Annotated in this window: 26 protein-coding genes; 16 read left to right on the top strand and 10 right to left on the bottom strand. The window is 56.3% G+C overall.

Translation table 11 applies throughout. The annotated features are described in order from the left end of the window. Positions 1-2 precede the first annotated feature (2 nt). The 7 genes from Q1B13_RS16530 (at position 3) to Q1B13_RS16500 (ending at position 6980) form a co-directional block, all read left to right on the top strand. A complete protein-coding gene (locus Q1B13_RS16530) occupies positions 3-416 on the top strand; it encodes a hypothetical protein (protein WP_299800024.1) in 414 nt (137 codons plus the stop codon). Positions 417-777: 361 nt separating this feature from the next. Next, the gene (locus Q1B13_RS16525) at positions 778-1896 is read left to right on the top strand and encodes a hypothetical protein (protein WP_299082317.1); all 1119 of its coding nucleotides are present in this window, start codon (positions 778-780) and stop codon (positions 1894-1896) included. Between the two features lie 53 nt (positions 1897-1949). Continuing rightward, entirely contained in the window at positions 1950-3881 is a 1932-nt protein-coding gene (locus Q1B13_RS16520) for an ATP-binding protein (RefSeq protein ID WP_299082315.1), read from the top strand. Continuing rightward, positions 3878-4723, top strand: a complete 846-nt coding sequence (locus Q1B13_RS16515) for a hypothetical protein (RefSeq protein ID WP_299082313.1) — start codon at positions 3878-3880, stop codon at positions 4721-4723. The genes Q1B13_RS16520 and Q1B13_RS16515 overlap by 4 nt, the downstream gene beginning before the upstream one ends. Next, complete coding sequence (locus Q1B13_RS16510; protein WP_299082311.1) at positions 4720-6057, top strand: DUF6638 family protein; 1338 nt, start codon at positions 4720-4722, stop codon at positions 6055-6057. Before Q1B13_RS16515 ends, Q1B13_RS16510 begins: the two co-directional genes overlap by 4 nt. 1 nt (position 6058) lies before the next feature. Next, complete coding sequence (locus Q1B13_RS16505) at positions 6059-6325, top strand: hypothetical protein (RefSeq protein WP_299082309.1); 267 nt, start codon at positions 6059-6061, stop codon at positions 6323-6325. A 10-nt stretch (positions 6326-6335) separates the two neighbouring features. After that, positions 6336-6980: a DUF1523 family protein gene (locus Q1B13_RS16500; RefSeq protein ID WP_298936455.1), complete on the top strand. Its 645-nt coding sequence runs from the start codon at positions 6336-6338 to the stop codon at positions 6978-6980. Positions 6981-7035: 55 nt separating this feature from the next. Here Q1B13_RS16500 and Q1B13_RS16495 read toward each other — a convergent pair whose 3' ends face one another. From Q1B13_RS16495 to Q1B13_RS16470, 6 genes are all read right to left on the bottom strand, one after another. Then, positions 7036-8130 (bottom strand): flagellar basal body P-ring protein FlgI, encoded by a 1095-nt coding sequence (locus Q1B13_RS16495; protein WP_299082307.1) that lies wholly within the window; start codon positions 8128-8130, stop codon positions 7036-7038. After that, positions 8127-9134: a flagellin gene (locus tag Q1B13_RS16490; RefSeq protein ID WP_299082305.1), complete on the bottom strand. Its 1008-nt coding sequence runs from the start codon at positions 9132-9134 to the stop codon at positions 8127-8129. Before Q1B13_RS16490 ends, Q1B13_RS16495 begins: the two co-directional genes overlap by 4 nt. Positions 9135-9136: 2 nt before the next feature. Beyond that, positions 9137-10588 (bottom strand): flagellar hook-associated protein FlgK, encoded by a 1452-nt coding sequence (gene flgK / locus Q1B13_RS16485; protein ID WP_299082303.1) that lies wholly within the window; start codon positions 10586-10588, stop codon positions 9137-9139. Between the two features lie 33 nt (positions 10589-10621). Then, positions 10622-11917 (bottom strand): flagellar hook protein FlgE, encoded by a 1296-nt coding sequence (locus tag Q1B13_RS16480; RefSeq protein ID WP_299082302.1) that lies wholly within the window; start codon positions 11915-11917, stop codon positions 10622-10624. A gap of 91 nt (positions 11918-12008) precedes the next feature. Beyond that, entirely contained in the window at positions 12009-12848 is an 840-nt protein-coding gene (locus Q1B13_RS16475) for a flagellar motor protein MotB (protein WP_299082300.1), read from the bottom strand. A gap of 86 nt (positions 12849-12934) precedes the next feature. Next, positions 12935-14272: a FliI/YscN family ATPase gene (locus tag Q1B13_RS16470; protein WP_299082298.1), complete on the bottom strand. Its 1338-nt coding sequence runs from the start codon at positions 14270-14272 to the stop codon at positions 12935-12937. An 87-nt stretch (positions 14273-14359) separates the two neighbouring features. Here Q1B13_RS16470 and Q1B13_RS16465 point away from each other — a divergent pair, with 87 nt between their 5' ends. Genes Q1B13_RS16465 through Q1B13_RS16425 form a run of 9 tightly spaced genes read left to right on the top strand, consistent with a single transcriptional unit; the run spans position 14360 to position 18915 of the window. Next, the gene (locus tag Q1B13_RS16465; protein ID WP_299082410.1) at positions 14360-14749 is read left to right on the top strand and encodes a FlgB family protein; all 390 of its coding nucleotides are present in this window, start codon (positions 14360-14362) and stop codon (positions 14747-14749) included. A gap of 12 nt (positions 14750-14761) precedes the next feature. Continuing rightward, a complete protein-coding gene (flgC, locus tag Q1B13_RS16460; protein WP_299082296.1) occupies positions 14762-15148 on the top strand; it encodes a flagellar basal body rod protein FlgC in 387 nt (128 codons plus the stop codon). A gap of 12 nt (positions 15149-15160) precedes the next feature. After that, positions 15161-15451, top strand: coding sequence for a flagellar hook-basal body complex protein FliE (gene fliE, locus Q1B13_RS16455; protein WP_299082294.1), 291 nt, complete (start codon positions 15161-15163; stop codon positions 15449-15451). 3 nt (positions 15452-15454) lie between these two features. Next, positions 15455-15727 carry a flagellar biosynthetic protein FliQ gene (locus tag Q1B13_RS16450; protein ID WP_299082292.1) on the top strand — a complete coding sequence of 91 codons (273 nt, stop codon included), beginning with the start codon at positions 15455-15457 and terminating at the stop codon, positions 15725-15727. Then, positions 15727-16437 carry a flagellar hook-basal body complex protein gene (locus Q1B13_RS16445; protein ID WP_299082290.1) on the top strand — a complete coding sequence of 237 codons (711 nt, stop codon included), beginning with the start codon at positions 15727-15729 and terminating at the stop codon, positions 16435-16437. Before Q1B13_RS16450 ends, Q1B13_RS16445 begins: the two co-directional genes overlap by 1 nt. Positions 16438-16457: 20 nt before the next feature. Continuing rightward, on the top strand, positions 16458-17243 hold the full coding sequence (flgG, locus tag Q1B13_RS16440; RefSeq protein WP_299082287.1) for a flagellar basal-body rod protein FlgG: 786 nt from the start codon (positions 16458-16460) through the stop codon (positions 17241-17243). Further along, positions 17243-17659, top strand: a complete 417-nt coding sequence (gene flgA, locus Q1B13_RS16435) for a flagellar basal body P-ring formation chaperone FlgA (protein WP_299082285.1) — start codon at positions 17243-17245, stop codon at positions 17657-17659. Before flgG ends, flgA begins: the two co-directional genes overlap by 1 nt. Next, positions 17659-18390 (top strand): flagellar basal body L-ring protein FlgH, encoded by a 732-nt coding sequence (flgH, locus tag Q1B13_RS16430; protein ID WP_299082283.1) that lies wholly within the window; start codon positions 17659-17661, stop codon positions 18388-18390. Before flgA ends, flgH begins: the two co-directional genes overlap by 1 nt. Before the next feature lie 9 nt (positions 18391-18399). Next, positions 18400-18915, top strand: coding sequence for a flagellar basal body-associated protein FliL (locus Q1B13_RS16425; RefSeq protein WP_299082282.1), 516 nt, complete (start codon positions 18400-18402; stop codon positions 18913-18915). 34 nt (positions 18916-18949) lie between these two features. Here Q1B13_RS16425 and Q1B13_RS16420 read toward each other — a convergent pair whose 3' ends face one another. The 4 genes from Q1B13_RS16420 to flhA are packed head-to-tail and all read right to left on the bottom strand — an operon-like array spanning position 18950 to position 23275. Continuing rightward, positions 18950-19336 carry a hypothetical protein gene (locus tag Q1B13_RS16420; protein ID WP_299082280.1) on the bottom strand — a complete coding sequence of 129 codons (387 nt, stop codon included), beginning with the start codon at positions 19334-19336 and terminating at the stop codon, positions 18950-18952. Further along, entirely contained in the window at positions 19333-20421 is a 1089-nt protein-coding gene (gene flhB / locus Q1B13_RS16415) for a flagellar type III secretion system protein FlhB (protein WP_299082278.1), read from the bottom strand. The genes Q1B13_RS16420 and flhB overlap by 4 nt, the downstream gene beginning before the upstream one ends. Continuing rightward, positions 20418-21191 (bottom strand): flagellar biosynthetic protein FliR, encoded by a 774-nt coding sequence (locus Q1B13_RS16410; RefSeq protein ID WP_299082276.1) that lies wholly within the window; start codon positions 21189-21191, stop codon positions 20418-20420. The genes flhB and Q1B13_RS16410 overlap by 4 nt, the downstream gene beginning before the upstream one ends. Beyond that, a complete protein-coding gene (flhA, locus tag Q1B13_RS16405; protein WP_299082253.1) occupies positions 21188-23275 on the bottom strand; it encodes a flagellar biosynthesis protein FlhA in 2088 nt (695 codons plus the stop codon). The genes Q1B13_RS16410 and flhA overlap by 4 nt, the downstream gene beginning before the upstream one ends. Positions 23276-23283 lie beyond the last annotated feature (8 nt).

Here is a 23283-nt window from a genome sequence, read left to right as displayed (position 1 = left end):
CGTTGAAGGAACTGCCTAAGAAATGGCGCATGGTTCTGACAGTTGCGTTGTTTGTAGTCCCATTTTTCACAATCCTGCGCGGTATTGGGACTGAAAACTCCGATCTAATTGTTCTGGCGGTCTGGTTTTTTCTATTCGGTGGCTTTGCGCTCAACAGAGTGTCGCCGCAATTCGCCAAGGATGGAAGCAAAGTAAAAACCCGGATGAGTTTTCTCCAAGCGTGTCAGGACAAGGAAGTGTGGATAAGAGGTTTCAAACGATATTGGATCATTGATCTTGGGACATTGGTCGCAGCTATTGTCTTTCTGAATTGGGGCCTTCCTTGGGGAGGCGTCCTAGGCTTTGTTTGTTTTATGGTCGTGGGAAAAATTGAGCAGTCGAGGCGCGAACTCGATGAACTGAGATCACGAGCATGACTGACCCCACGCAAGACCATGTCGGCCTTACCGATACCTTCGCATCGCGAAAACATCAAAAAAAACCAATTAAAATAGGTTCTACTGATGACGTGGCTTAATCGCAAAGACATTAGGTTACTCTGGGTCGGCCTCTTTCTCGTAATTTGGCCCATCCCAATTTATGGCTTGGCGCTTTTCTTGGACAAAATCGATGCAAAAGGTGGTGCCTACAAAGTGCTAGGTATCCTCGCCGTTTACGTTGGGCCGGGAAGCATTGTTATTGGACTCATAGTTTTCGCATTGTACCTGATCTCAGAAGTTCTTCTTCTGCCTTGGCGGCTTCGCCAAAGCTGTAAGGACAAGCGTAGTAGCTCAGCTTATGACTGATCCCACCCAAGACCATGTCGGCCTGACCGACACCTTTGCCTCGCGCCGCTATTTCCGCAAATTTGAGGTAATCACCGTCCACCTCCTGCGCGTGGCCGCGACGATGGAGGCGGAGGGCGCGATCAGCAAGCAAGAGGTGCGGATCGTGTCGCGCTACCTCTCGGGGCTACTTTACACATTTCGTGCACTCAGCATGAAATACCTGCTGGTCGGGCGCGATACCGGGCGGTTCTTTGGCAGCCTCGCCATGGACAAGCGCGACAGCGGGTTTCCGGTGGCGGCCGAGTTACTGACCATGGCCAATGACGCGCAGCAGGCGCAGGTGCATCTGGCGAATATGCCGTCCGAGGATGAGTTGAAAACCGACATGGTCCGTACCATCATCGGCGAACGGGAAATCCCCACCAAGCTGCAATTCGCGCTGTCCCAAAGGCTCTATTACGAGGAATTACTGAAAGGTCAGCTGTTCTGGGCCCGCAACGATCCCGAATGCCACTGGATGGGAAATGAGGGCGAGCGGCGAAATTTCATGATCCATTGGGCGGTCTATGACAGCCAGATCAACCTGCCGGTCATTTACCTGATGCAGCTTGAGGATAGCGGCAAGACCGCTTTGCCCAAAGATCAACGTCGCTGGCCCGAAGTACAGGCGCATCTGATGGCGCAGGCGCTGGGCGGTTTGAAACTGGTGACGATCGCCAAAGGGTTCGATCAGGATTTCGACGACCTCCATCCCAAACATTTGCGCCGCATTCATGTGGGACCGATGTATTCCTCGGCTTATACCGAACAATCCGGTCCTCTGCGGCAGGTGCTTGAGGACGCGCAATCGCCGCAGGGGGAAGACTGGGCGCTGGCCTGGACCACTGAAGAGCTGCAAAGCGAAGAAGTGATCGAAGAGCGCGCCGGGTGGTTTTCTACCGTCGAGCGTGAGGTTTTTGCACTGGACCCGTTCGGCGGGCAGGGGGCCGAGACCGGGGCGACCCACACCCAGCGGTCGATCATATTGCCTCAGCGTCCGTTTCAGGTGCTGGCCGAACGCAACCCGCCGGGATTTGGTGGTGTGCGCAAATTCGTGGTCAGCAAGAGCGGGCAGGTGCTGCGCTATTAGTCTGGCCTCCGGCGGGAGTATTTTTGAAAAGATGAAGCAAGGGCGGTTTTGAAATGAGTTTGACGTCAGATCAGATGGAATTGCGCGAAGACGACATTCGCAAGCATTATCCGGCAGCGACCGCCATGCTGAACGGTTTTGAACACTCGCCGCGGATAGCCAAAGCGGTTGAGGTGGCGGTCGAGCGGTCTCCGGGCGTTTCCACTGGACGGCGGTTCCGCTCCACGACGCCGGGGCTGGTGACACGCCGAACCGTGCGCGCAGCCGGGGTGCATTTGGTTGAACGGATCGAGGCCTCGGACGATGGCGATGCGCTGGTCTCGCCGCCTCAGGCCACGGCGCAACAGGCCATTCGGCGCGCGATTGCCATCGCGCTGGCCGTCGGTGAGGCCTATGCGGAACAGACCCCGCTGGCCGACCTGAAACGCGCCAATCTGGCCGGGGACCTGCCCGCCGCGCGCAAGACCGAGTTCTCGGAACTGCTGACCGCCGAAGCGCTGATCACTTCACATGTTCTGGGCAATGCGCTGGCCTACCTGATGTCCTCACATCTGGGCGAAACCACTGTCGATATCGGCGAGATTGAAGAAGTCCTGACCGACAACGGCCAACTCGCCCTGCATGGCGCGCTGTGGGAGCTGGATCAGACGCTGGCCAAACACGCGCCCGACGACGCTCATCTGATTGCCGCCATCAGCGCCTACGCCGAGCAACTGATGGACAAGGCCGCCCTGCGTGCCCAGTCTGCAGGCCATCTGGCCCCGTTCCAGAACGCCGCATGGCACATCGATGCTGATGATCTGACGATCCGGGGGTTCGAACCGGCCTCCAAGGCCAAATCCACCACCCTGACCATGACGTTCAAGAAACCGAACGAGGTGGTCGGCAACCATATCGCCAAATATCAGGCGATGAAGCTGGCCAAGATGGTGATGGCCTATGACTTCGACCGCCGCCTGAACCCGTTTGCGGAACTCGGCGGGTTCATCTTCACCTTCATGGGCGACGGCAAACCAGGCACCGGCAAGACCACCCTGATCCAGATGATGGCCGGGCTGATCAACGATTATTGCCAGAACGCGGGCTATCCGTTCCGCTATCAAAACCTGAGCACCGATAATATCGACAGCTATCAAGGCAAATCCGGCCAGAACGCCAAGGCTTTCATCAACACGATCATCGACCCCTCGGTCATCGGCTTCGGCACCATCGACGATATCGATCAACTGGCGGGCAAACGCGGCGACCGGCAATCCTCGGCCGGGCAGTTGGAAATCACCGCCGTGCTGATGGAGAGCTTTGCAGGTGCCAACACCGTCGTGCGCGGCAACTGCACCTTTGGTATGTTCTCGAACTACCCCGAGAATGTGGACGACGCTCTGCGCCAGCGGGCCGGCGCTCGGTTCCTGGTGGATGGTCCGCAAACGCGCGAGGATTACATCGACATCCTGCACTTGCTGATGGGCCGCAACCACGACATCCCGCTGGGCGAACACGAGGCCTATGCCGCGCAGGAAATCAAAAAGGCTGTCGCTGCCAGTTTCGAAAGTCATTCCCGCCCGCACGAAGAGGCTCTGCTGCAGGTCTATGACCGGGTCTCCGGCGATATCGGCCAGATGGATACGATTGCCAAGATGGGCACCTACCTCAAGGCGATCCAACAGGCGGATGAGCGCTTTACCGGCCGCGCGATCAAGAACATCACCGACGCGGTCAAAGTCCGTGCGATGGATTTCGAACTGCCCGACGAATGGATGGAGAACCCAGACCTGTTCCTGTTTCGCGACTACGACACCAAGAAGGCCATGATCGAGGACCTGCGCCAGCCGATCACGGTGGAAATGGTGATCCAAGAGATCAACCGCTACGCCGACAGCGAGTTTCGCTATGCCGACAAGAGCGACGAGGTCGCCATCGAGAATGCCGTGCGCGAGATGGGCCGGATGGAAGAGGCCAAGCGGCGGTATCTGGAGGGGAAGGGTTGAGCACTGCAGAACGAGATAGTTTCTGGCGACTTAGTAACCCAATACTATGGGGCCTCATAGCTACCTGTGCGATTGCAGTATTTGGTGCGTTTACTGCTCTGCTTTCTGTTTGCGAGGTCAGTTTTTTTGGTGCTGAAGTCTGTAGTGGGACCAAGTGGACCTACTTCCTCAAGGCGACGCCAAATGAGGTCGGCGACACTCTGGCGGGATTCGCAGGCGCTCTAGCATTCATATGGTTAATCGCGACTGTCTGGCTACAAAGCCAAGAGCTTGCTGAGCAAAGAAAGGAACTGCGAGAGCAGAGGCTGGCAACTCAAGACATGGCTATAGCACAAGGCAAGCAAGTTAAGTTGCTTGAGCTACAGGGTAAAATCTTTGAAGAAGAACAGAAGCAACGAATAGAGGATCGTGCGGCCACTGAATTCAACAATTTACTAACTCAACTCGACGAAGAGTTAGCTCTTGGGCGCCTGAATTCGTTTGCATGGAAGTATTCGATCGAAGATGCTGATGAAGTAACTCACTTTGACGAGATTGATCCATTTTACCATTCAAATATGCGAAACCTCAGCCCTCGCGCTAAGTTCGAGGTTATTGCGAAAAAACTACTTAAAGCTGAAAAGGCGCTGCTTTCTTCTTACCCACCCGCTCTAGTCGATAAAGCGCCTTTGAAATCTGGGCCAGTACAAGACTTGTTCCAAATTGTGAAAAAGGCTTCGGAACTTGAGCCTTCGCTTTCTGGGACAGATAAAACTAAATTGTACGTTTGGCGAATTGCTGACATCAGCGCGTCGCTGCGAAACTTGATGGACGCCGATGTTTGGGAGGCGGAAAAAACATGATCCGCCTCATCAAAAAAGGCCTGATGTTCGGCAACCTCGTCCACATCTCCAGCCCGGCTCTGGTCGAGCGGTATAACCGCGCGCTGCAGCATCTGGCGGGCAAGACCACGGCGCTGACGGATTTCCACGTCGATATCTCGGGCTATTCACCAGAGGTGGGGATTGAGCTGGAGGATGAGCTCTACCTCAACCCCAATGGCGTCAACCGTCAGTTCATTCTGCTGACGACCGAGCAGAAACGCGCGCCTCTGCTGAACGTCAAATTCTCGACCTCGCGCGATATCCTGCGCGAGTTCATCGAAATGAACGAGGCGCAGCTGTTTGCCCTGACTGCCACCGATGCGGTGGCCGGAGAGCTGGTGAACTCGGTCATCAAGCTCACCACCCCACGCGATCTGCTGAACCTGCGCAAGATCGAGATTGAGGCCGACACCGCAGGCGGCACCCTGCGCAAGGCACAGCAATTGGCGGGCATGGTCGAACGATTCAAAACCGAAGAGGACGCCTGGTTTGACGATGTGCTGATCGCGAAGATGATCGAAACCGCCAGGGAAACCGGTGATGTCACACGCAATCCGGTCCGCCTGCGCCATACGATGTTTGAACAGCGCAATTTCTGGACAGCCCATTTTGGCGGGCTCTATTTGTTTCCGGACATGGACCACCCGGCGGCGATCTGCATGGGCGAAAAGCCCGATGGTCTTAAGATCAAATACACATTCGATCCCTCACAGAGAAACCAGATCGCAAAGTTCCTCGACTACAACGACCTGGTCGAGCCGATTGTGAAAGCGCGCGGTGTCGATGCAGCCGCTATCCTGCAGCAAAAGATGGATTTCCTGACCATTGATGCTGCGGCGGAAGCCAATGTCGACCTGACCGGGCTGGACCGAAGCGACATGCGGCGTCTGGCACGTAACCACGCGGATCGTTTGCCCGAGGCTTATCATGGGCTGGCGCAGCTGCAGCGTTGGGCGACCGACGGCGGGCGCTGGCCGCGCATCACCTCGGATCATCCGGCCTATTTTTACACGTTGCGCGCGGCAGACACCCCAAACCGTGATCTGGTGAACATGCTGCTGGCCGAGCTTGCGCCGATGGACCCGCGTCAGTTGTTCATCTGCCACAAGGAACTTTTCTATCGGACCTATGGTTCATGGCCCGAGACCAAGAAAGCCTATGTTGCCGACTTCCTCGCGCGCGAGTATCAGGTGGACAAATCGGGTGCCCGTGCTGCGCTGTTTGGCCATGAACCCGATATGAGCGGCGAAGACCGGGTCAGCGATGCGGTGATTGCCCGTGTTGGCCCCTGGGGTTCAGTAAGGAAGAGTTGATATGTTCGGAGCGTTGCGCCTGTTTTTGATCCTGCTGGTCATCCAGACCATCGCTTATTTCGCGCTGTCTCTGTATTCGCGCAGTGTTCGGCGTCAGAAGCTTGAAACCTGGTGGGACGAGAAGGGCAAGAGCGGCAATAAGGGAGCTTTTGTCGAGCGCGGGTTGCACGTCTATGACAATTCGTTCCGTCGCAAACTGATCCTGGGTGTCTATGTTGTACCTTGGGTGGCGATTGGCGCGCTGATCTATATTGTGAATTACATGTGAGGAATACGGCATGGCCTATGTGAAATGGGCGTTCATTATTATCTTCTGGGGCGCGATTGCCGTGATCCTGCAATACGCGTTGCCGCAGCGCGACATCGTGCGGATCGTAAATACCTATGAGGAACGTCAGGACCTGAACGACTGGACTCGGATCTTCTGGTCAGAACCCGAAGACCAATCCGCCAGCTTGTCCAATCGGGATGTTCAGTTCATTCAGGCGGTGCGGGCCAACGGCAAACCTATTGTGTATCGCAACGAAGACACCGGTTGGGGTTGGCCATTCTATTTCAAATTCGACACAGCCAATCTGTATACCGAGGCCAATGACGCAAAATCGACTAAAGATGACCCGGATTGGGTTGCGATCACCCACTATGGGTGGCGTAATGAGTTCATGTCGATATTCCCCAATGCGATTTTCATCAAACACGTCGATGGGCCGGATGTACGGCTAATCCCCTGGTTCAATATCATCTTCCTGACGGTTTTTGCCGCTTTGGTCTGGGCCATTTGGGTCCGGTGGCGCAGGTTCAGGCAGGCTCGAATCGATCCGATGCTTGAGAATGTGGAAGATGGGTTTTACGCGGCGGGCGACGCGATTGAAGAGCGACGTAGTAGATTTCGCCGTTGGCTAGACAGCTGGAAGTCCAAATAGGCCAGGCGACGTGATCGGCGAAGCATTGATGACCGTTAGGGTTTTAGAGCTGCCGTCATCTAACGATGAATTCCGCGTGCAAGGCGCCAGCGGCTTTGATCGTTTTCAGAATATCGATCATGTCGCGCGGGGAAACACCTAAGGCATTCAGCCCTGCCACCACTTCGGACAAAGTGGCAGCCTCGGGTATTTCGGCGAGACCGGTCCCTTCTTCTTCCTCGATACCTGCGATTGTTCTGGGCACAACAACAGTTTCGCCCCGTGCAAATGGGTTAGGCTGGACGGCGATCGGGGCTTCTTCGACTGTCAGGGTCAGGTTGCCCTGCGACACTGCAACGCGTGATATGCGAACCTCTTGCCCCATGACGATGGTGCCTGATCGTTGATCGACCACCACCCGTGCCTTGGTCTCGGGCTCAACCAAGATATTTTCTATACGCCCGATGGCATGGGCGGTTGAAACGGATTGTGTGGCTGCAATGTTCAGCTCGACTGTTCCGGAATCGCGCATGATTGCGACCGCGCGGTTGAATTCCCGGTTTATGGCGGTCTCAATCCGACCGGCGGTTGTGAAATCGGGTTCTCGTAGGGCGAGTCGCATCTGAGACAGGCTCGAAAGATCAAAATCAATCTCGCGTTCGACACGGGCACCAGATGGGATCACGCCAGATGTTGGCACACCACGGACAACAGATGCTGCTTCGCCTTCGGCGACCGCACCACCAGCCAGGACTGTGCCTTGGGCCACCGCATAAATCTGACCGTCGGCTGCGTTCAGCGGTGTCATAATCAGCGTCCCACCCAACAAACTGTTGGAATCGCCAATGGCCGACACTGTGACGTCAATCTGACCTCCAAGCCGGGCAAATGGCGGCAAGCTGGCTGTCACCAGCACTGCCGCCACGTTTTTAGGGCGGAAATCTTCACCTGTGACGTTGACCCCCAAGCGTTCGAGGATGTTGGACATGATTTCTTCGGTGAACGGCGAATTGCGAAGCCCGTCACCAGTACCGTTAAGACCAACAACTAGACCATACCCGACAAGATCGTTGCCCCGTACGCCATCGAAGTTCACCAGGTCCTTCAACCGGATCGTGCCAGCGGACGCCAAGCCGGGAAGAAGTAGGAGAAGGCAAAGAAGAACTTTCATCTCAGGAAATTCACCAGTGACAGGTTCGCATTTCGAACCGTCACGGAATACAGGCTTTCCAGTTGAAACTGTACGGCCTGCAACTTTGCAGCGGTTTCATATGGATCGGCCGCGATCAGTTGGTTTCGACTGTATTCCAGGCTGGTGCGCGCCGCCGAATTGCGGGTGGCAGCCTCTTCAACGCGCGCTTCTGCAGCGCCGACTTCGGCCCTAAGCTTGACCGTTTCATCTTTTGCATTGGCAAGATCGACACCCAATTGCGTAAACAGGATGGTGCGTTGATCCGTACCCAAAGCAAGTGCATTGTCCGAGACAAGAGCGGCCACTGCCGTGTCCCGCAGCGCTGCCTTGAACGCCGGGTTGGTTGCTGTAATCGGGATCGAGATACGCTCGTTCTCAGAGACTTGCATTGATGCTAGCGGCGTATCTGAACCTTGATAGATGACCGCGTCAAATCCGGCAGGATCGTTGAACCAGTTCTCGGCCGCCGCACGTATATCGGTAACAGTCGTAAGGCCTGTCAATTCAGCCTCAAGCGCAGCCAGGAGTGTGTTGGTAGATGACAATGGCGAGACATCCGTCGCCACTCCGGAATACAGGCTGCGCCCGCCTACTCGTGTATTCAGAGCCGACATCATTGTATCAAGCTCATTACGGGCCTGGACCGATGCCTGCTCATGCGTGACCGTGTGTTTCGCCGTACCGAATGCCAATAGGGATGAGGAAACTTCACCAACCGAAGTATCGAATGTCGTCAGGCTTTGCTGCATGACATCCGTAAACAGACCAGCTTCGGATGTAGCGATTTTGAACGCATCGAGCCGGGCAAGGTTGCGATCCAGATCGAGGATCTGAGAATAGTCACCGCCCAACCGCCCAGAGACGTCCTGCACCTTGCCCGATGACATTTCGTAAGACAGTGTTTCAATCTGGGTTTTGATTTCCGTCGCACGAGACCGAAGCGTCAGTCCACGTGCAAGATCACCCATGGCAGTCAAATTCATGATCACAGCCTCAGAAGGGTTTGTAGAAGCTCATCAACAACTGTGATGACTCGCGCATTTGCAGCATATGTTTGTTCGATCTGCATCAGGCGCTGCAATTCCTGATCTGTATCCACGCCTTGCTCTGCCTCGATCTGCGCCATTTGTAATCGCGCGCCATTTGCGAAGGTTTTGCGTTGATCTGCCGCGTGGGCATTTGCCCCGGCTTTCGACAGCAACGCCTGGGTGACCTCGGCGGCGCGCATATCGCCGGTTCCGAACACGGATCCAGATACCGGCCGAGCATCGCTGAGAATTGCGCCGAAGGCTTGTAATTGCGCGGAATCTCCGGGGTCGCCGGGTCCGGCGGCACTCAATCCGACCCGCAACTTCCAACTGTCTCCGCCCGCATCTGGATCAACAATGGAATTGAGAGAAATACGTGATGCCAGCCCGGGCAGGAACGCCACATCAAACCGATTGCCGTCATCGGTAAAAAGACCAGGATCGGTAGCAAGCGCTGTAGGATCCAACCCCGGTGTCTCAAACCGTTCGATCAGATCGCGGGCAACGCTGTCCAACTGGCTCTGCGCTTCGACCGACAAGTCATCGCGTATGGTGAATTGGGCTGCCAATGCGCCGCCGCGGATCTGGGCGGAGTCGCCGCTTATGCGCACGGGTTTGCCATTCATTTCCAGCCCGGACAACAGCCCATTTGCAACGGTCATATGCGGTTTCGTGTCGCCGGTTGTTGAAAACGAAAACTCCGCAGCTTTGCCCTCCAAAAGGATCAAGCCGCCGACAGAGTAGAGAGACACTTGATCATTTGCCCTTGCGACCACGTTGACCGGAACCAATTCGTTAACCTGATCAATCAGGATTTGCCGCTGATCCTGCAAGGCCCCGATATCGCCGCCCGAGTTTTGGACGGCAGTAATCCTGGCGTTCAGGTCTTCGATATCCTTGAGGTCACGGTTCAGGTTGTCGACCTGCGCTCCGATCTTTCGATCTGCATCCGAACGTGCTTTTCGAACTCCCTCGGACGCGATGTTCAAACTGTTTGCAAGGTCACGCCCTGTTCGTGCGGCTTGGTCAAGACGTTCGGCCGAGTCGGGCAAACTGGCAGCCGTGATCAGGCTCCCGTCGAAAGATGATAAGCGGGCGGCCAGAGAGGTTGCATCCTCAGGTGATCCAACCAACCCTTCGAACCGTGAGTGAAAGTCTGAAACTGCCGTTTGTCGCGCCAGATCTGCATCGGTTACGCGCCGGTTGGCGGTCAAGACAGGATCCTGATGACGTATCACCCCAACGGTACGTACGCCGTTGCCCGAAATTGGACTGGTTGTCAGTTCAAGGGATCGGCGCGCATAGCCCGGCGTCAGAGCATTGGCGATGTTCCCTGACACCACTGCGGCCCCGCGACTGGCTGCCGTTAGCCCGCTCAATGCGTTGTTCAACGCCGTCGACATGTTCATCAGACCGCTCCTTTCCCGTTTTCAGAACCCAGTTCAGCGTTTGATGTTTGTCGTTTCCTGCAGCATCTCATCGACGGTTTTGATCACCGTCGCGCTGGAGGAATACGCGCGCTGCGTCTGAATCAACGCGGTCAGCTCGGTCGCGACATCGGTGGTTGACTCTTCGCGGGCGAAAGACACCAGATCGCCGGTCGGGCCTTCGCCTGCGTTCCAAAGAAAAAAGGTGCCGCTTTCCCGAGATGGTGCGTAAGTTTGACTGTCAAGCGCGGTCAGGCCGTTCGGATTGGGAACATCTGCCAGAGGAATCTGAAACATGCGGCGGCTGACACCTGTATCGTAGAACGCATAGACATAGCCGTTTTCGTCGACCTGAACGCTGGTCATGGTTCCAACGGCCGAGCCATCGCGGGTGATCGAAACAGGCGCAAAGGTATCGGACAGCTGAGTTATGCCATCAGCATCACCGATCGTGCCAATGTTAACCTCCATGGGGCCACCGGCAACGTTGACGACAACACTGCCGGTGGCCGGGTCGTACGCGCCACCTGACACCGCAGTCACGCTTGCAAGGGTACCGCCGGCGGTTCGGCTATCGGTAAAGGTCAGCGTGTATTCACCAATGATCGCACCGCCCGATGCCGAATCGCGCATGATCATCGTCCATTCGTTACTGCTTCCGGTTGCGGGGACCGTGGGAACCAGTTCGATATCTACGCTTTCTGATTTGCCCAGATTGTCGAAATATTCGACAGACAGCGGCTGCGTATCGCCGGGCGCGCCGGCATCTGTTGCGGTTGCGGGTAGGTTCATCCGCAAGTTCATCCGTGTGGTCGGCGCGCCTGATAACTGATTTACGCTGAGTTGCACGGGCTCAAGCGCTGCCGGCGTGTCCCGCGGAACGGCGGGGATCGATCCATCCGCAGCGGCGCGCCATCCCAGCAGGACAAGGCCGGATTCGGTTACCAGGTACCCTTCTTCATTGGTGCGGAACGACCCCGTCGTGGTCAGCAGCATTTCGTTCGAACCAGCCGCAATCTGCGAACTGGGGCGCACCGGAATCATACCGCGTCCGCGAACCGCCAGATCGGTGGAGTTGTTGGTTGTGACGAGAGAGCCACGCTGATCGATCAGGCGTTGGCTTGTTGTTCTGACACCCCCTGCCGAATAGCTGCCCCCCTGGCCGGACGTGACCATGGAATGAAAATCCGTCTCGACCCGCTTGTAGCCAAATGTCGACGAGTTCGCGATGTTGTCGGAAATCGTGGCCAGCCTGTTTGCGTTGGCCTTCAATGCGGCGACACCGGCATTCAGCGAAGAGGAAATTGTCATTGGCACGCCCTTCTGTTGCGTCAATCTTTGATGCAACAGGTAACGCGCTGCCCCTTAACAGCGCGCTAACAGGTAAAATGCGTTCTATCCTTTAGGGCGCGCGCAGAAAAATGACCTCGATCCGGTTGTTGCGGGTGGCCATTGGATCTTGACTGAACAGCTCTCGGTCTGCGTGTCCGGTCACGCGGTTCAGGCGTTCGGCGACAACGCCCTTGTCCTGCAGCATCTGACGTACAATCTGCGCCCGGGCGGTGGAAAGATCCCAGGCAGGATTGCGGGCCAGAACAACGGGCGACGCTTTGACATGACCTTCGACTGCGATGGGGTTTGTCACCAGATCCGAAGACCGTGCAATCAGCAACGCCAGCGCACGCATGAGTGGCGTAGGTGTGTCGGTGCCCGATTCGAAAAGGGGCTGATCGTCAGTATCAAATAGCTCGACCACCAGACCTTCGTCCGTGACCCGCGTGACGATGTGTTTGAGGATTTTGTCCGACACCTCGCTTTCGCCTGTACGACCCAACAGCTGAGCCTCAAGCGATGTGAAGTCCTGCACCGCGTCCTTCCCACCGCCCGCGGCATCAACACCTGTCGATCCCCATGCCTGATGAGATCTGGTCGGGTTGCGCCTAGTCGCACCTTTGCCGTTCATGGCCAGCGTTTGTTCAGAAAACATATTGTCGCCGCCAAAGGCGCCATCGCCACCGCCGGAATCAGCGCTGACCGGAATGGTTGGCGAAAAGTAATCCGCCAGCCCCTTGCGTTGCGTTTCGGTCGTTGCGTTCAGCAGCCACATCAACATGAAGAAGGCCATCATGGCCGTTACAAAGTCCGCATATGCGACTTTCCACGCGCCACCGTGATGGCCATCGCCACCCGATACACGCTTCTTCTTGATGATGATTGGCGCCGCATTGGATTGCGCACCCATCTCCACCACCTTTTATCACCCAGCTACTGGAGTAGCAGCATGGGCCTTAAGGTGGCCTTAACACTTAAAACTGTCTGGATATCCAGTTATCGCGGCAAGCCCGCTGTTGCGCGGCGCAGAATCAGCGAGAGATGACTAAAGCTGTTTTCGACCCCCTCGGCATCCGCTTTGCCAAAGAAGCTATCCAACTCGTTATGCACGCGCACGGCTTGATCCAGCAAAGGATCTGCGCCCTCGGAATAAAGTCCGGCTTTGATCATCACTTCGGATTGCTCGTAGCTGCCGACCAGTTTCCGCGTTTCCGCGATTATCTTGTTTTCGGCTTCTGAGGCCGCGCCAGGCAAGCTGCGCGACACAGAGCGGCTGAGGTCGATGGCCGGGAAACGCCCGCGCTCGGCAATGTCCCGGCTCAGGACGATGTGCCCGTCCAGAACGCCTCGCAACATATCCGCGACGGGTTCATCCATATCCGATCCGGCGACCAAGACACTGAATACGGCTGTGATGTCACCTTGATCCTGTGTTCCGGGCCCGGCGCGTTCGCACAGGTTGGCGATTAGCGGAGTGACCGAAGGGGGAAACCCACGCAGCGATGGCGATTCGCCCATCGCCACAGCGATTTCCCGATGCGCTTCGGCAAAGCGTGTGACCGAATCTGCCAACAGCAACACGTGCATGCCCTGATCACGCAAGTACTCGGCCAAAGACATTGCGGACCATGCACAGCGCCTTCGGGCTAGCGCAGACTGGTCTGACGTGGCGGCCACAACCACCGAGTGTTTCATGGTTTCGGGGCCCAATGCGCGGGTCACAAATTCGTTCACTTCGCGTCCACGCTCGCCAATCAAGGCGACCACAACAACATCTGCCTGCATTGATCGCGCCAACGTCGCTAAAAGCGTGGATTTCCCGACACCGGACCCCGCGAACAGGCCAATCCGCTGCCCGCGCACGATGGGTAACATGGTGTTGAGCACCGCCAGCCCGGTCGCCATACGCTCGCCCAAAGGTTTGCGCCGAACGGCGGGGGGCGGCGCTTGCTGGATGTTCCGGTCCTGCCCACCGTTTAACAATGGCTTGCCGTCCAGAGCATTGCCAAACGGGTCAATCACGCGTCCCAACCAGTGCATTCCGGGTGCAAAATCGGGTGACGGCTCAAGGCATACCCGATCCCCCAAGCTAACCCCGTCTGGGGCAGAGTTGGGCATCATATGGATGTGATTGGCGCCGACATGTAGCACCTCACCAGCCAGATCGGGGCTGGAGCCACGCTGCAAGGTCAGCAAGTCACCGATCCGGGCCTGTTTGGTCAAACCGCTGATTTCAATCACGCCATGCGCAACGCCTGAGACAAGCCCGACATGGCGAACCGCAGTCATCCTGTTGAATTCACATTTCAGAAGCATCGGGTCGAGTTCGGACATTGTGGGGTCTCCAACTGAGTTCTGAAAACTGTTTCTAAAGGAATCGGGGTTAAGCCTTGATTGAAATTGATCGAGGGAGAAGCCCCGATGTTCTATGACCTGAACGTCTTTAAGACAGCGCACGCAATGGCAACCCATGCCGGACAACGGCAAGCCGTCATATCGCGCAACATGGCCAATGCAGATACCCCGGGCTATCAGCCGCGCGATATCGAGGCTTTTCAAAAAGCATTCGATAATACAGATCGGCAGACGGCCATGACCGCAACCCGGCAGGGCCATCTGAATGGCGTTGGCCAGGCGGGGCAGACATGGGCCGAATATGTGGCCAACCCGTCGAGCGATCCCAATGGCAACGGCATCTCGCTGGAAGAAGAGATGTTGAAGGCGGTCGAAGTCAAACGCCAGCACGACCGCGCCATAGCCATCTATCGTTCGTCTATCGGGATCATTCGAACCAGTTTGGGTCGCGGGTAAAGGGCATATGGCATGAGCGATTTTTCCCATTCCCTATCCGCCTCGGCCAGCGCATTGCGTGCACAAGCAGCGCGTTTGCGACACGTTTCCGAGAATATCTCGAATGCAGACACACCGGGGTACCGACGCAAAACCGTCCCGTTTGAAATGGTGCAGAAAGACGGCAAGGCGATGGTTCAGACCGGTCAAGTCAAATTGGACCGGCGCGACCTAAACCGCATTCACGACCCAGGCCATCCTATGGCCGATGAAAGCGGTCATTATCTGGGGTCGAATGTCGATTTGATGATTGAAATCGCCGACGCGCGCGAAGCTCAGCGCAGCTATGAGGCCAATCTCAAAATGTTCGATCAGACGCGGCAGATGTCGTCGAGTCTGATGGAACTACTTAGAAAGTAAAGGAAAACCAGAATGGATATCCGATCTCTGACAGCTGCGCAGAACTATGCGTTTGCGCGCCCTGCAACGCAGGCCGACCCCGAACAAGGCGGTATGGCGCAGGGAATGCGCTCGACCTTTCAGGATTTTGCGGCAACCTTGAAACACAGCGAGCAAATGGCCGAAACAGCGATGACAGGACAGGCCGATCCGCATGCTTTGGTTCAGGCGCTTGCCCATACCGAACTGGCCGTCGAGACAGTTGTCATTGTGCGCAACAAAGTGGTCGAAGCTTACCAGGAAATCTTGCGGATGCCGGTCTGAGAGATGCTGAGCGAAGGCCTCTTCTATGACATCGTGCGACAGGCTTTGTGGATTGCGGTCATCACCTCGGTTCCGATCCTGGCGGTGGCGCTGATTTCCGGCCTTGTCGTAGGCCTGTTTCAGGCCCTGACATCGGTGCAGGAAATGACCCTGACCTTCGTTCCAAAACTGATCGCCATCGTCATCGTTTTCTGGATGTCGATGGGCTTCATGACCCAGACACTTGTCACGTTTTTCACCAGGACACTTGTTCCACTGATTGCAGGAGGCCGCTGATGGACACCGCCTATGTCACCCTGTCCCGCCAATCCGGGCTGATGAATGAAATGCGGTTGGTTGCGAACAATATCGCCAATGCCAACACCACCGGATACCGCCAGCAAGGATTGGTGTTTTCAGAGTTCATTCGCGATGTGCCGAACAATCCGTCCCTGTCCATGAGCCGCGCCGAAGCGCGCAATACATCGCTGCAACAGGGCGTTTTGATCGAAACAGGTGGTTCGTTCGATTTCGCCATCGAGGGCGACGGGTTTTTCATGGTCGAAACGCCAAAAGGCAACCGCCTGACGCGTGCGGGTAGCTTCACACCCAATGCCGAAGGCGATCTGGTGGCGGCAGATGGATCACGTGTTCTGGATAGTAACGGGTCTCCGGTCTTCATACCACCGGACGCGGCTTCGATTGATATCGGCAGCGATGGGACACTCAGCGTGAATGGTCAGCTTTTGGGCCAGATCGGGGTCTACCGGGTCGATGAACCAAAGGATCTGGTGCGCGAAGGCAATACCCGGTTCCGCCCGGAAGGAGACGTGCAAGCCGTTGATGAGCCTGTTGTTTTGCATCGGTTTCTCGAAGGCTCAAACGTCAACGCCATGCATCAGGTCACGCGTCTGATTGAAATTCAACGCGCCTATGAGCTGGGTCAGAGCTTTCTGGAAACCGAAGACGAACGCGTGCGCGGTGCTTTGAAGGCTTTGATGCGCTGATAGTTTAAGGAGAATTCGAAATGCGAGCTTTGAAAATCGCGGCCACGGGCATGACCGCACAGCAGATGCGGGTCGAGACGATCTCGAACAACTTGGCGAACATGAACACCACTGGGTACAATGCACGCCGTGCTGAATTTGCCGATTTGCATTATCAGCAACTGGCCCGTGCGGGAGCCGTTAACGCCTCGGACGGAACGGTTTTGCCAACTGGCATTCAACTGGGTCTTGGCGTTCGTCCTGCCGCAGTGACCGTACAGCTGGCCCAGGGAGGTCTGTCGGCTACCGGCAGTGATCTTGATGTCGCCATCGAGGGGCGCGGGTATCTGGAAGTGGCGCTGCCAAGCGGTCAATCCGCTTACACGCGTGATGGCAGCCTGAAACGATCTGCTGACGGGCTTATTGTGACCTCCGACGGGTTTGCCGTTGCTCCGGAAATCACCATACCCGATGACGCGCGGTCCATTTCGATCAACGCGTCTGGTGAAGTCTACGCTTATTTTGATGACGCGCCGGAAGGTCAGTTGCTGGGTGAATTCACGCTGGCGAGTTTTTCGAATGCAAAGGGTCTTGAGGCAATCGGCAGCAACCTGTTCAAGGAAACCGAAGCGTCCGGCGCGCCGGTTTTGGGCCTTCCGGGTGAAGATGGGCTGGGGACGTTGCGACAGGGATATCTTGAAGACAGCTCAGTTGATGCCGTGCGCGAAGTGACCGAACTGATCGAAGCGCAACGCGGTTACGAAATGAACGCCAAGGTCATTTCAGCCGTTGATCAGATGATGAGCGCAACAACACAGGTGCGGTGATGCGGTTCCTTTACCTGACGCTTGCGTTGGCAATGCCTGTGGCGGCGCATGCCGAAATGGTCGTATCCAACCGAACCATTCGTGCGAAAGAGATAATTTCGGTGACCGATCTCGACATGAAAGCCACGAATGCCTCCGGCGCGATTACGAACCCTCAGGATTTGATCGGGCAAGAGGCCCGAGTGGCACTGTATCCAGGGCGACCAATTCGGGACAGCGACGTGGGCCCGCCCGCCATCGTTGATCGCAATGATCTGGTCCTGTTGGTGTTCAACCGCCGGCCCTTGTCGATCACCGCTGAAGGTCGCGCACTAGGGCGCGGGGCGGTCGGTGACCGTATTCGCGTGATGAATCTTTCGTCCCGAACGACCGTGACCGGCCATATCCGGCCCGATGGCCAAGTCGAGGTAAACTAATGTTTGAACTGTCAAAACCAATTTTGCTCGCAGTCTTAGCAGTGTCCGCTTGCGGTCGGCTGGATCATCTTGGCAAAGCGCCAAGCTTTACGCCCAACGAGGACTCGCCGGAACAGGTTGCGATGCTGTGGCCGGGTTTGCCCCTGCATACCCAAACTCAGCGCTCGGTCGACAAATCCTCGCTCTGGAGTGGCGGGCAGCAATCCTTGTTGGGCGACCAAAGAGCTATCAAGAAGGGGGACATCCTGACAGTTGTCATCGAACTGGATGAAAAGGCCGAGATTTCGAACAGAACAAGCCGATCACGCGCTGGATCTGAGAGCCTTGAGGTGCCCGGCTTGTTCGGATTGCCGCAGCGCGTGCAAGAGCATTTGCCCGACGGCGCGTCGTTGGATGAAGCCGTGTCAATCGAGTCCGGCGCATCAAGCTCAGGACGAGGATCGGTTAGACGCAACGAAAAACTGACATTGCGCGTCGCGGCAACTGTACTAGACGTGTTGCCAAACGGGGTTTTATCAATTTCCGGTTCACAGGAGTTGCGAGTAAATTTTGAACTGCGAGAGCTGCTGGTCGCCGGATACGTCCGTCCGCAAGACATCTCGCGCAAGAATGAGATCACCTATGACAAAATCGCATCGGCTCGCGTGTCTTATGGTGGTCGGGGGCAAATCACAGACGTGCAGCAACCGCGATACGGCCAACAAGTCCTTGATTCTCTTTTACCATTCTGAGGTGCGGACGTGATCAAGTTGATGGTGCCTGTTGTCTTTTTGTCCGTCGGGCTTGGTGTAGGGATTGGCGCCGGAGTCGTCCTGGCTCCGGCCAAGGCACCGGAGGGCGCGCCCGAAGCAAACGAGGCAGATAGAGAAACAAAAGAGTCTGAAGACAAGAAAGCTAAGCCCAAGAAACCCACTGAAAAGGACGGTGAGCGCGGGTTTGAATACCTTAAGATGACGAAGCAATTTGTGGTGCCGGTTGTCGAGGATGACAAAATCGCTGCAATGGTCACCATGACGCTGAGTCTGGAAGCCGACCCTGCCATTACCGAGGCATTTTACTCTATCGAACCAAAACTGCGGGACGCTTTTCTGCAAGTGATATTTGATCATGCAAATATCGGCGGGTTTAACGGTAGGTTCACCGAGTCGGGCAATCTGGGCGTTTTGCGCAAGGCTTTGCTAGAGGTGGCGCGCAAGGATTTGGGTGACAGTGTTTCTCAGGTCCTGATCATGAGCATCAATCGCCAGGACTCGTAAGCGTCGCATCTGATCCAGGGCGCATTTGGCGCTCTTAATAGTTCGACTGTTTTTTGGCGACGTCCCGTCGATGGTCTTTCAGTAAGGCTGAGGACAGACTGGAAACGGCTTCTTTGCGCCCAAATGCGGCCTTCAGCGCGTTAAGTTGTTCGCGTTGTTGAGCCCTCAATCGAGCAAGATCCAAGTTCAACTGCCGGCGGGTAGACGACTCCCATCCCTGCCACAGCATCTCGGCCCCTGTAATCGTGTACCCTTCAGCCTGAGGCCCGTCCCGACGCGCCTGACTGACTTGTGCACCCAGACTAGCCAGTTGCCGCTGAATTGTGGCTTCTGCCTCTAGAAGCGGGCGTAGCGTTTGAAATTGTTTCTGGAATACTGCCTCCGTTACGCTTCTGAGGTCCGACAGTTTGGAGTACTTCATCTGATCCGTTCCTTTGCACGCTTCCGCATGGTTTCTGCGAAACGAATTGCTGCGGCCACCGCACGATAGTGCTCTTCAGCGATTTCCTGACCGATTTCCACTGTCGCGTGCAGGGCGCGTGCAGTGGGTGGGTCGGAATGAATGGGCACATCGGCTTGCCCGGCGGCTGAACGGATGGCTGCGGCAACTTCATCCACGCCCTTTGCGACGCATACCGGTGCAGTGCCCATCGCGCGTGACCATCTGAGCGCGACGGAATAATGGGTGGGGTTGACGATCACCACATCCGCATCGGGCACGTCGGCCATCATCTGATTGGTTGCAATCTCGTGCGCGCGTTGACGGCGGCTTTGTTTGACGTGCGGATCGCCTTCGGCGTCTTTTGTTTCGTCTTGGATTTCCTTACGCGACATACGATTCTTACGCATGTGCTCGGCATATTGCCAAAGATAGTCCACAACACCAATTGCAAGCGCTATAGTGATGACGATGAACAGGAAGCGAAACAGCAGGTTCATCATCAACAAAATCGACGATTTTGCTGGCGCAGCGCTGGCCGAGAGGATTTCGGTCAGATTCGCCTTGAGGAAAATAGCCAACGATATGCTGTAGATAACAAGTTTGACCGAGCTTTTGGCAAACTCGAACAACCCTCCTCGACCGAACTTGTTTTTGGCGTTCGAGGGAATGGATATACGCGACAGTTTGGGTTGTAACTTACTGGGTGCAAAGATCAGGGCGCGCTGCGCAATCAGGCTCAGCAGGACTGCAGCGGCGGGCAGGGCAAACAATAATGCCACCGGGATCAACGCATTTTTAAGCATCCCAGCGACCGGAGCGTCAACCGGGCCGGTCGAAACCAATTGCGCAATCTCATCCGATTGATCCAGTAATACGGCAAACAGGGTGCCCAGATGTTCTGCCGTGTATTGGCCGGCCATCAAAAGTGCGATCAGCAAACCTGTGTATCCCGCGACGACCGAAAGGTCGCTGGATTTGGCAACCTCGCCTTTTTCCCGTGCTTTTTGCAGCTTTTGCGGCGTGGGATCAAAGGGCTTATCGCCGTCGTCATCCGATGCGCTCATCTTGCTGGGCCAACTGGATTGTTAATGAACGCGAACAGGTCGTCGGCCCAAACCGACAGGATCAGAGGGGTGCCTGCGAATAGAAGAAATAGACCTGCGAACGTGATCGCAGGCGCACCGACGAAAGCTACCATCAGTTGCGGCATTGCCCGGTTAATGACCCCCAGCGCCAGATTGTAGATCAGTGAGGCTATGACAAATGGCATAGCAAGGGCGAAGGCGAGACTGAAGCTGTGCGATATCTGCTGAACGCCCCATTGGGACAAGTCTGGTGCGGCTGGAACGGTTCCCATCGGAAAAAGCATGTAACTGTTAATCAGGAACCGTGCGGCCTGAATGTGCAGGCCTAACAAGGTTGCCAAAGCCAATCCCGCCAGCGTCAGAAGATAGCCCATCGCGGGCACTGGGTCAGCCGCTGCCCCGCCCAGCAGTTGCGAAAGCGATGTAGATTGAGCCGCGACGGATCCAGCGGTCTGTAGTGCCAAAACAAATAGTCGCAGCCCCATTCCGAGAGCCATCCCGACCAAGACTTCGGTCCCAACAAGACGCACGATCTGCAAAAAGCCAGGTGCAAAATCAGGCGGGCGTATGGCGGGTAAAATGATCAACGTAAACGCTACGGAAAGGCCAAGCTTGACGCGTACCGGAATGCTGCGCTCGCCGAAGGCGGGCAGCAGTGAAACCAATGCGGATACTCGTAAAAATACAGCGAATAGCTGCCATAGCCCACCTCCCAGTTGTTGTAATAACTCGGGCGGCAGAGCAATCACGCGGGCACCGTTCCGACGAGGGCAGGTCGGGCTTCAATCCCGATTTCCTCGAATGACAGTACCGGGTTGGACATGCCACGGGCGTGCATGATTGTACGAAGTAGCCTGCGGCGACGGGTCGATGTCACGACGGCCGGAAACAAGCCGTGGTCGGCGGACTGTGTGACACTGTCGGCCACGCCGTCAGCAAGTTTGTTGAACAAGTTAGGTGGCAGCGCCACGTCCAACCCCGCATTCGGAGCATCGATTTGGTAGGTAGCGAACGTGTCCTCCCATTCTGGGGCAAGCTGGATCAAGGGGATCGAGCCGTCCTCGCGTTTCATATCGGCAACCAGTTGAAAACCAAGCCTTTGTCGGACCAGCTCGCAGATGCCTTCGGGTTGAGTTGTAGTCAGCCGTGCTTCGGCCACGCTTTCCAGAATCAGTGCCATGTTCCGGATGGAGACCCGTTCATCCAGCAGCAGGCGCAACACAGCGTGTAGTGTGTCAATTGGAACCTTGGCCGGAACCAACTCATCCAGCAGTTTGCGATTGGCTTCGGCCCGGACTGGATCGCTGAGCCGGGTCATTTCGGATAACAAGCGGCGCAGGGATTTCAGGGTTAGCAAGCGCGAGAAATTCTGTTTTATGATCTCCAGCAAATGCGTTGCAAGTATTTCCGGAGGCGACACGATCGTGGCCCCGCTCAGCGCGGCTTCTTCCTGATCCTTGGGTAGAATCCAGCGTGCAGGTGCGCCATAGACAGGTTCGGTTACGTCATTGCCATCAGGCAGTAGTTCCAACCCATCTTGCACCAGCGCCAACACCAGATCGGGGTTCAACACGCCGCGCGCCTGTTCGACCCCATGCACTTTGATCACATAGGTGCCGGTTGGCAGATCGGCGCGATCGGTCAGGCGAATTTCAGGCAGGATCAACCCAAAGCTGGAGGCCACGTAGGTTCGCATATTGGCGATCCGCGCGTCCAGTCCTGTGCCTTGGTTCAAGACCATGCTGACCAGATCGGGTGCGAATTCTAGATGTACGTCATCCAGATCCAGAATATCGCCGATGGCCTGAGATACGGGTATGTCAGTCTCGGTCGCGGGAACCTGAGCCTCGACCTCTGCTGCTTTTTGCTTTTGGTAGACGTGGTAGGCTGCGTATCCCAAAACCGTCGCCCCCAGAATAAAGGGCAGAAACGGCAAACCGGGTACGAGCGCGAATAGAACCATCAGCATCGCCACAGTCCCCAATGCCGCTGGATGGCGCCCAAGCTGCGAGAAGATCGCGCTGTCCGTCGCGCCTTGGGTGCCGCCCCGGGCCAATAACAAGGCCGATGCAATTGAGATGATCACTGCTGGGATCTGCGAGACCAGCCCATCGCCGACGGTCAGGATTGCATAGGTTTCGAACGCAGATGAAACCGGCATGCCGTGCACGATCACACCCATCACCAGACCCATGACAAGGTTCAACAGAGTGATCAGCAACCCGGCAACAGCATCACCCTTGACGAATTTGGATGCGCCATCAAGCGAGCCAAAGAAGGTGGTTTCCTGCTGTTCCCGTTCGCGCCGTTCCTTGGCTTGTTGGTGATCGATGGCCCCTGCCGACATGTCGCTGTCAATGGCCAGCTGTTTGCCCGGCATCCCGTCCAGTGCAAAGCGCGCCCCGACCTCGGCCATGCGCGCCGCGCCTTTGGTGATCACCATGAAGTTCACGATCAGCAACACGCCAAACACCACGAGGCCTAGGAAGATGCTGCCGCCCATGACGAAATTGGCAAAGCCTTCGATCACGTCACCCGCCGCATTTGGGCCAGTATGACCTTGCCCGATGATTAGCTTGGTGGACGATACGTTGAGCGACAGGCGCAGCATCAGCGACGCCAGCAGGATCGTCGGGAATGATGAAAAATCCAACGGCCGCTCGATGAACAGCGTCAGGGTGAAGATCAGGATCGCAAGCGCAAAGGATGTCGCCAATCCGACATCAAGCACCCAGGCTGGCATCGGCAGGATCATCATCACGATGATCGTCATCAACGCCAGCGCCAGCAAAACCGTGGGTGAAAACAGGGATCGGGGGTCGAACTTGGGCACGCAGAGCT

This window comes from uncultured Ruegeria sp. (assembly GCF_947489545.1).
Lineage (GTDB): Bacteria > Pseudomonadota > Alphaproteobacteria > Rhodobacterales > Rhodobacteraceae > Ruegeria.
Note: the sequence above shows the minus strand (reverse complement) of the source record. Positions and strands in the feature narration are given on the sequence as shown.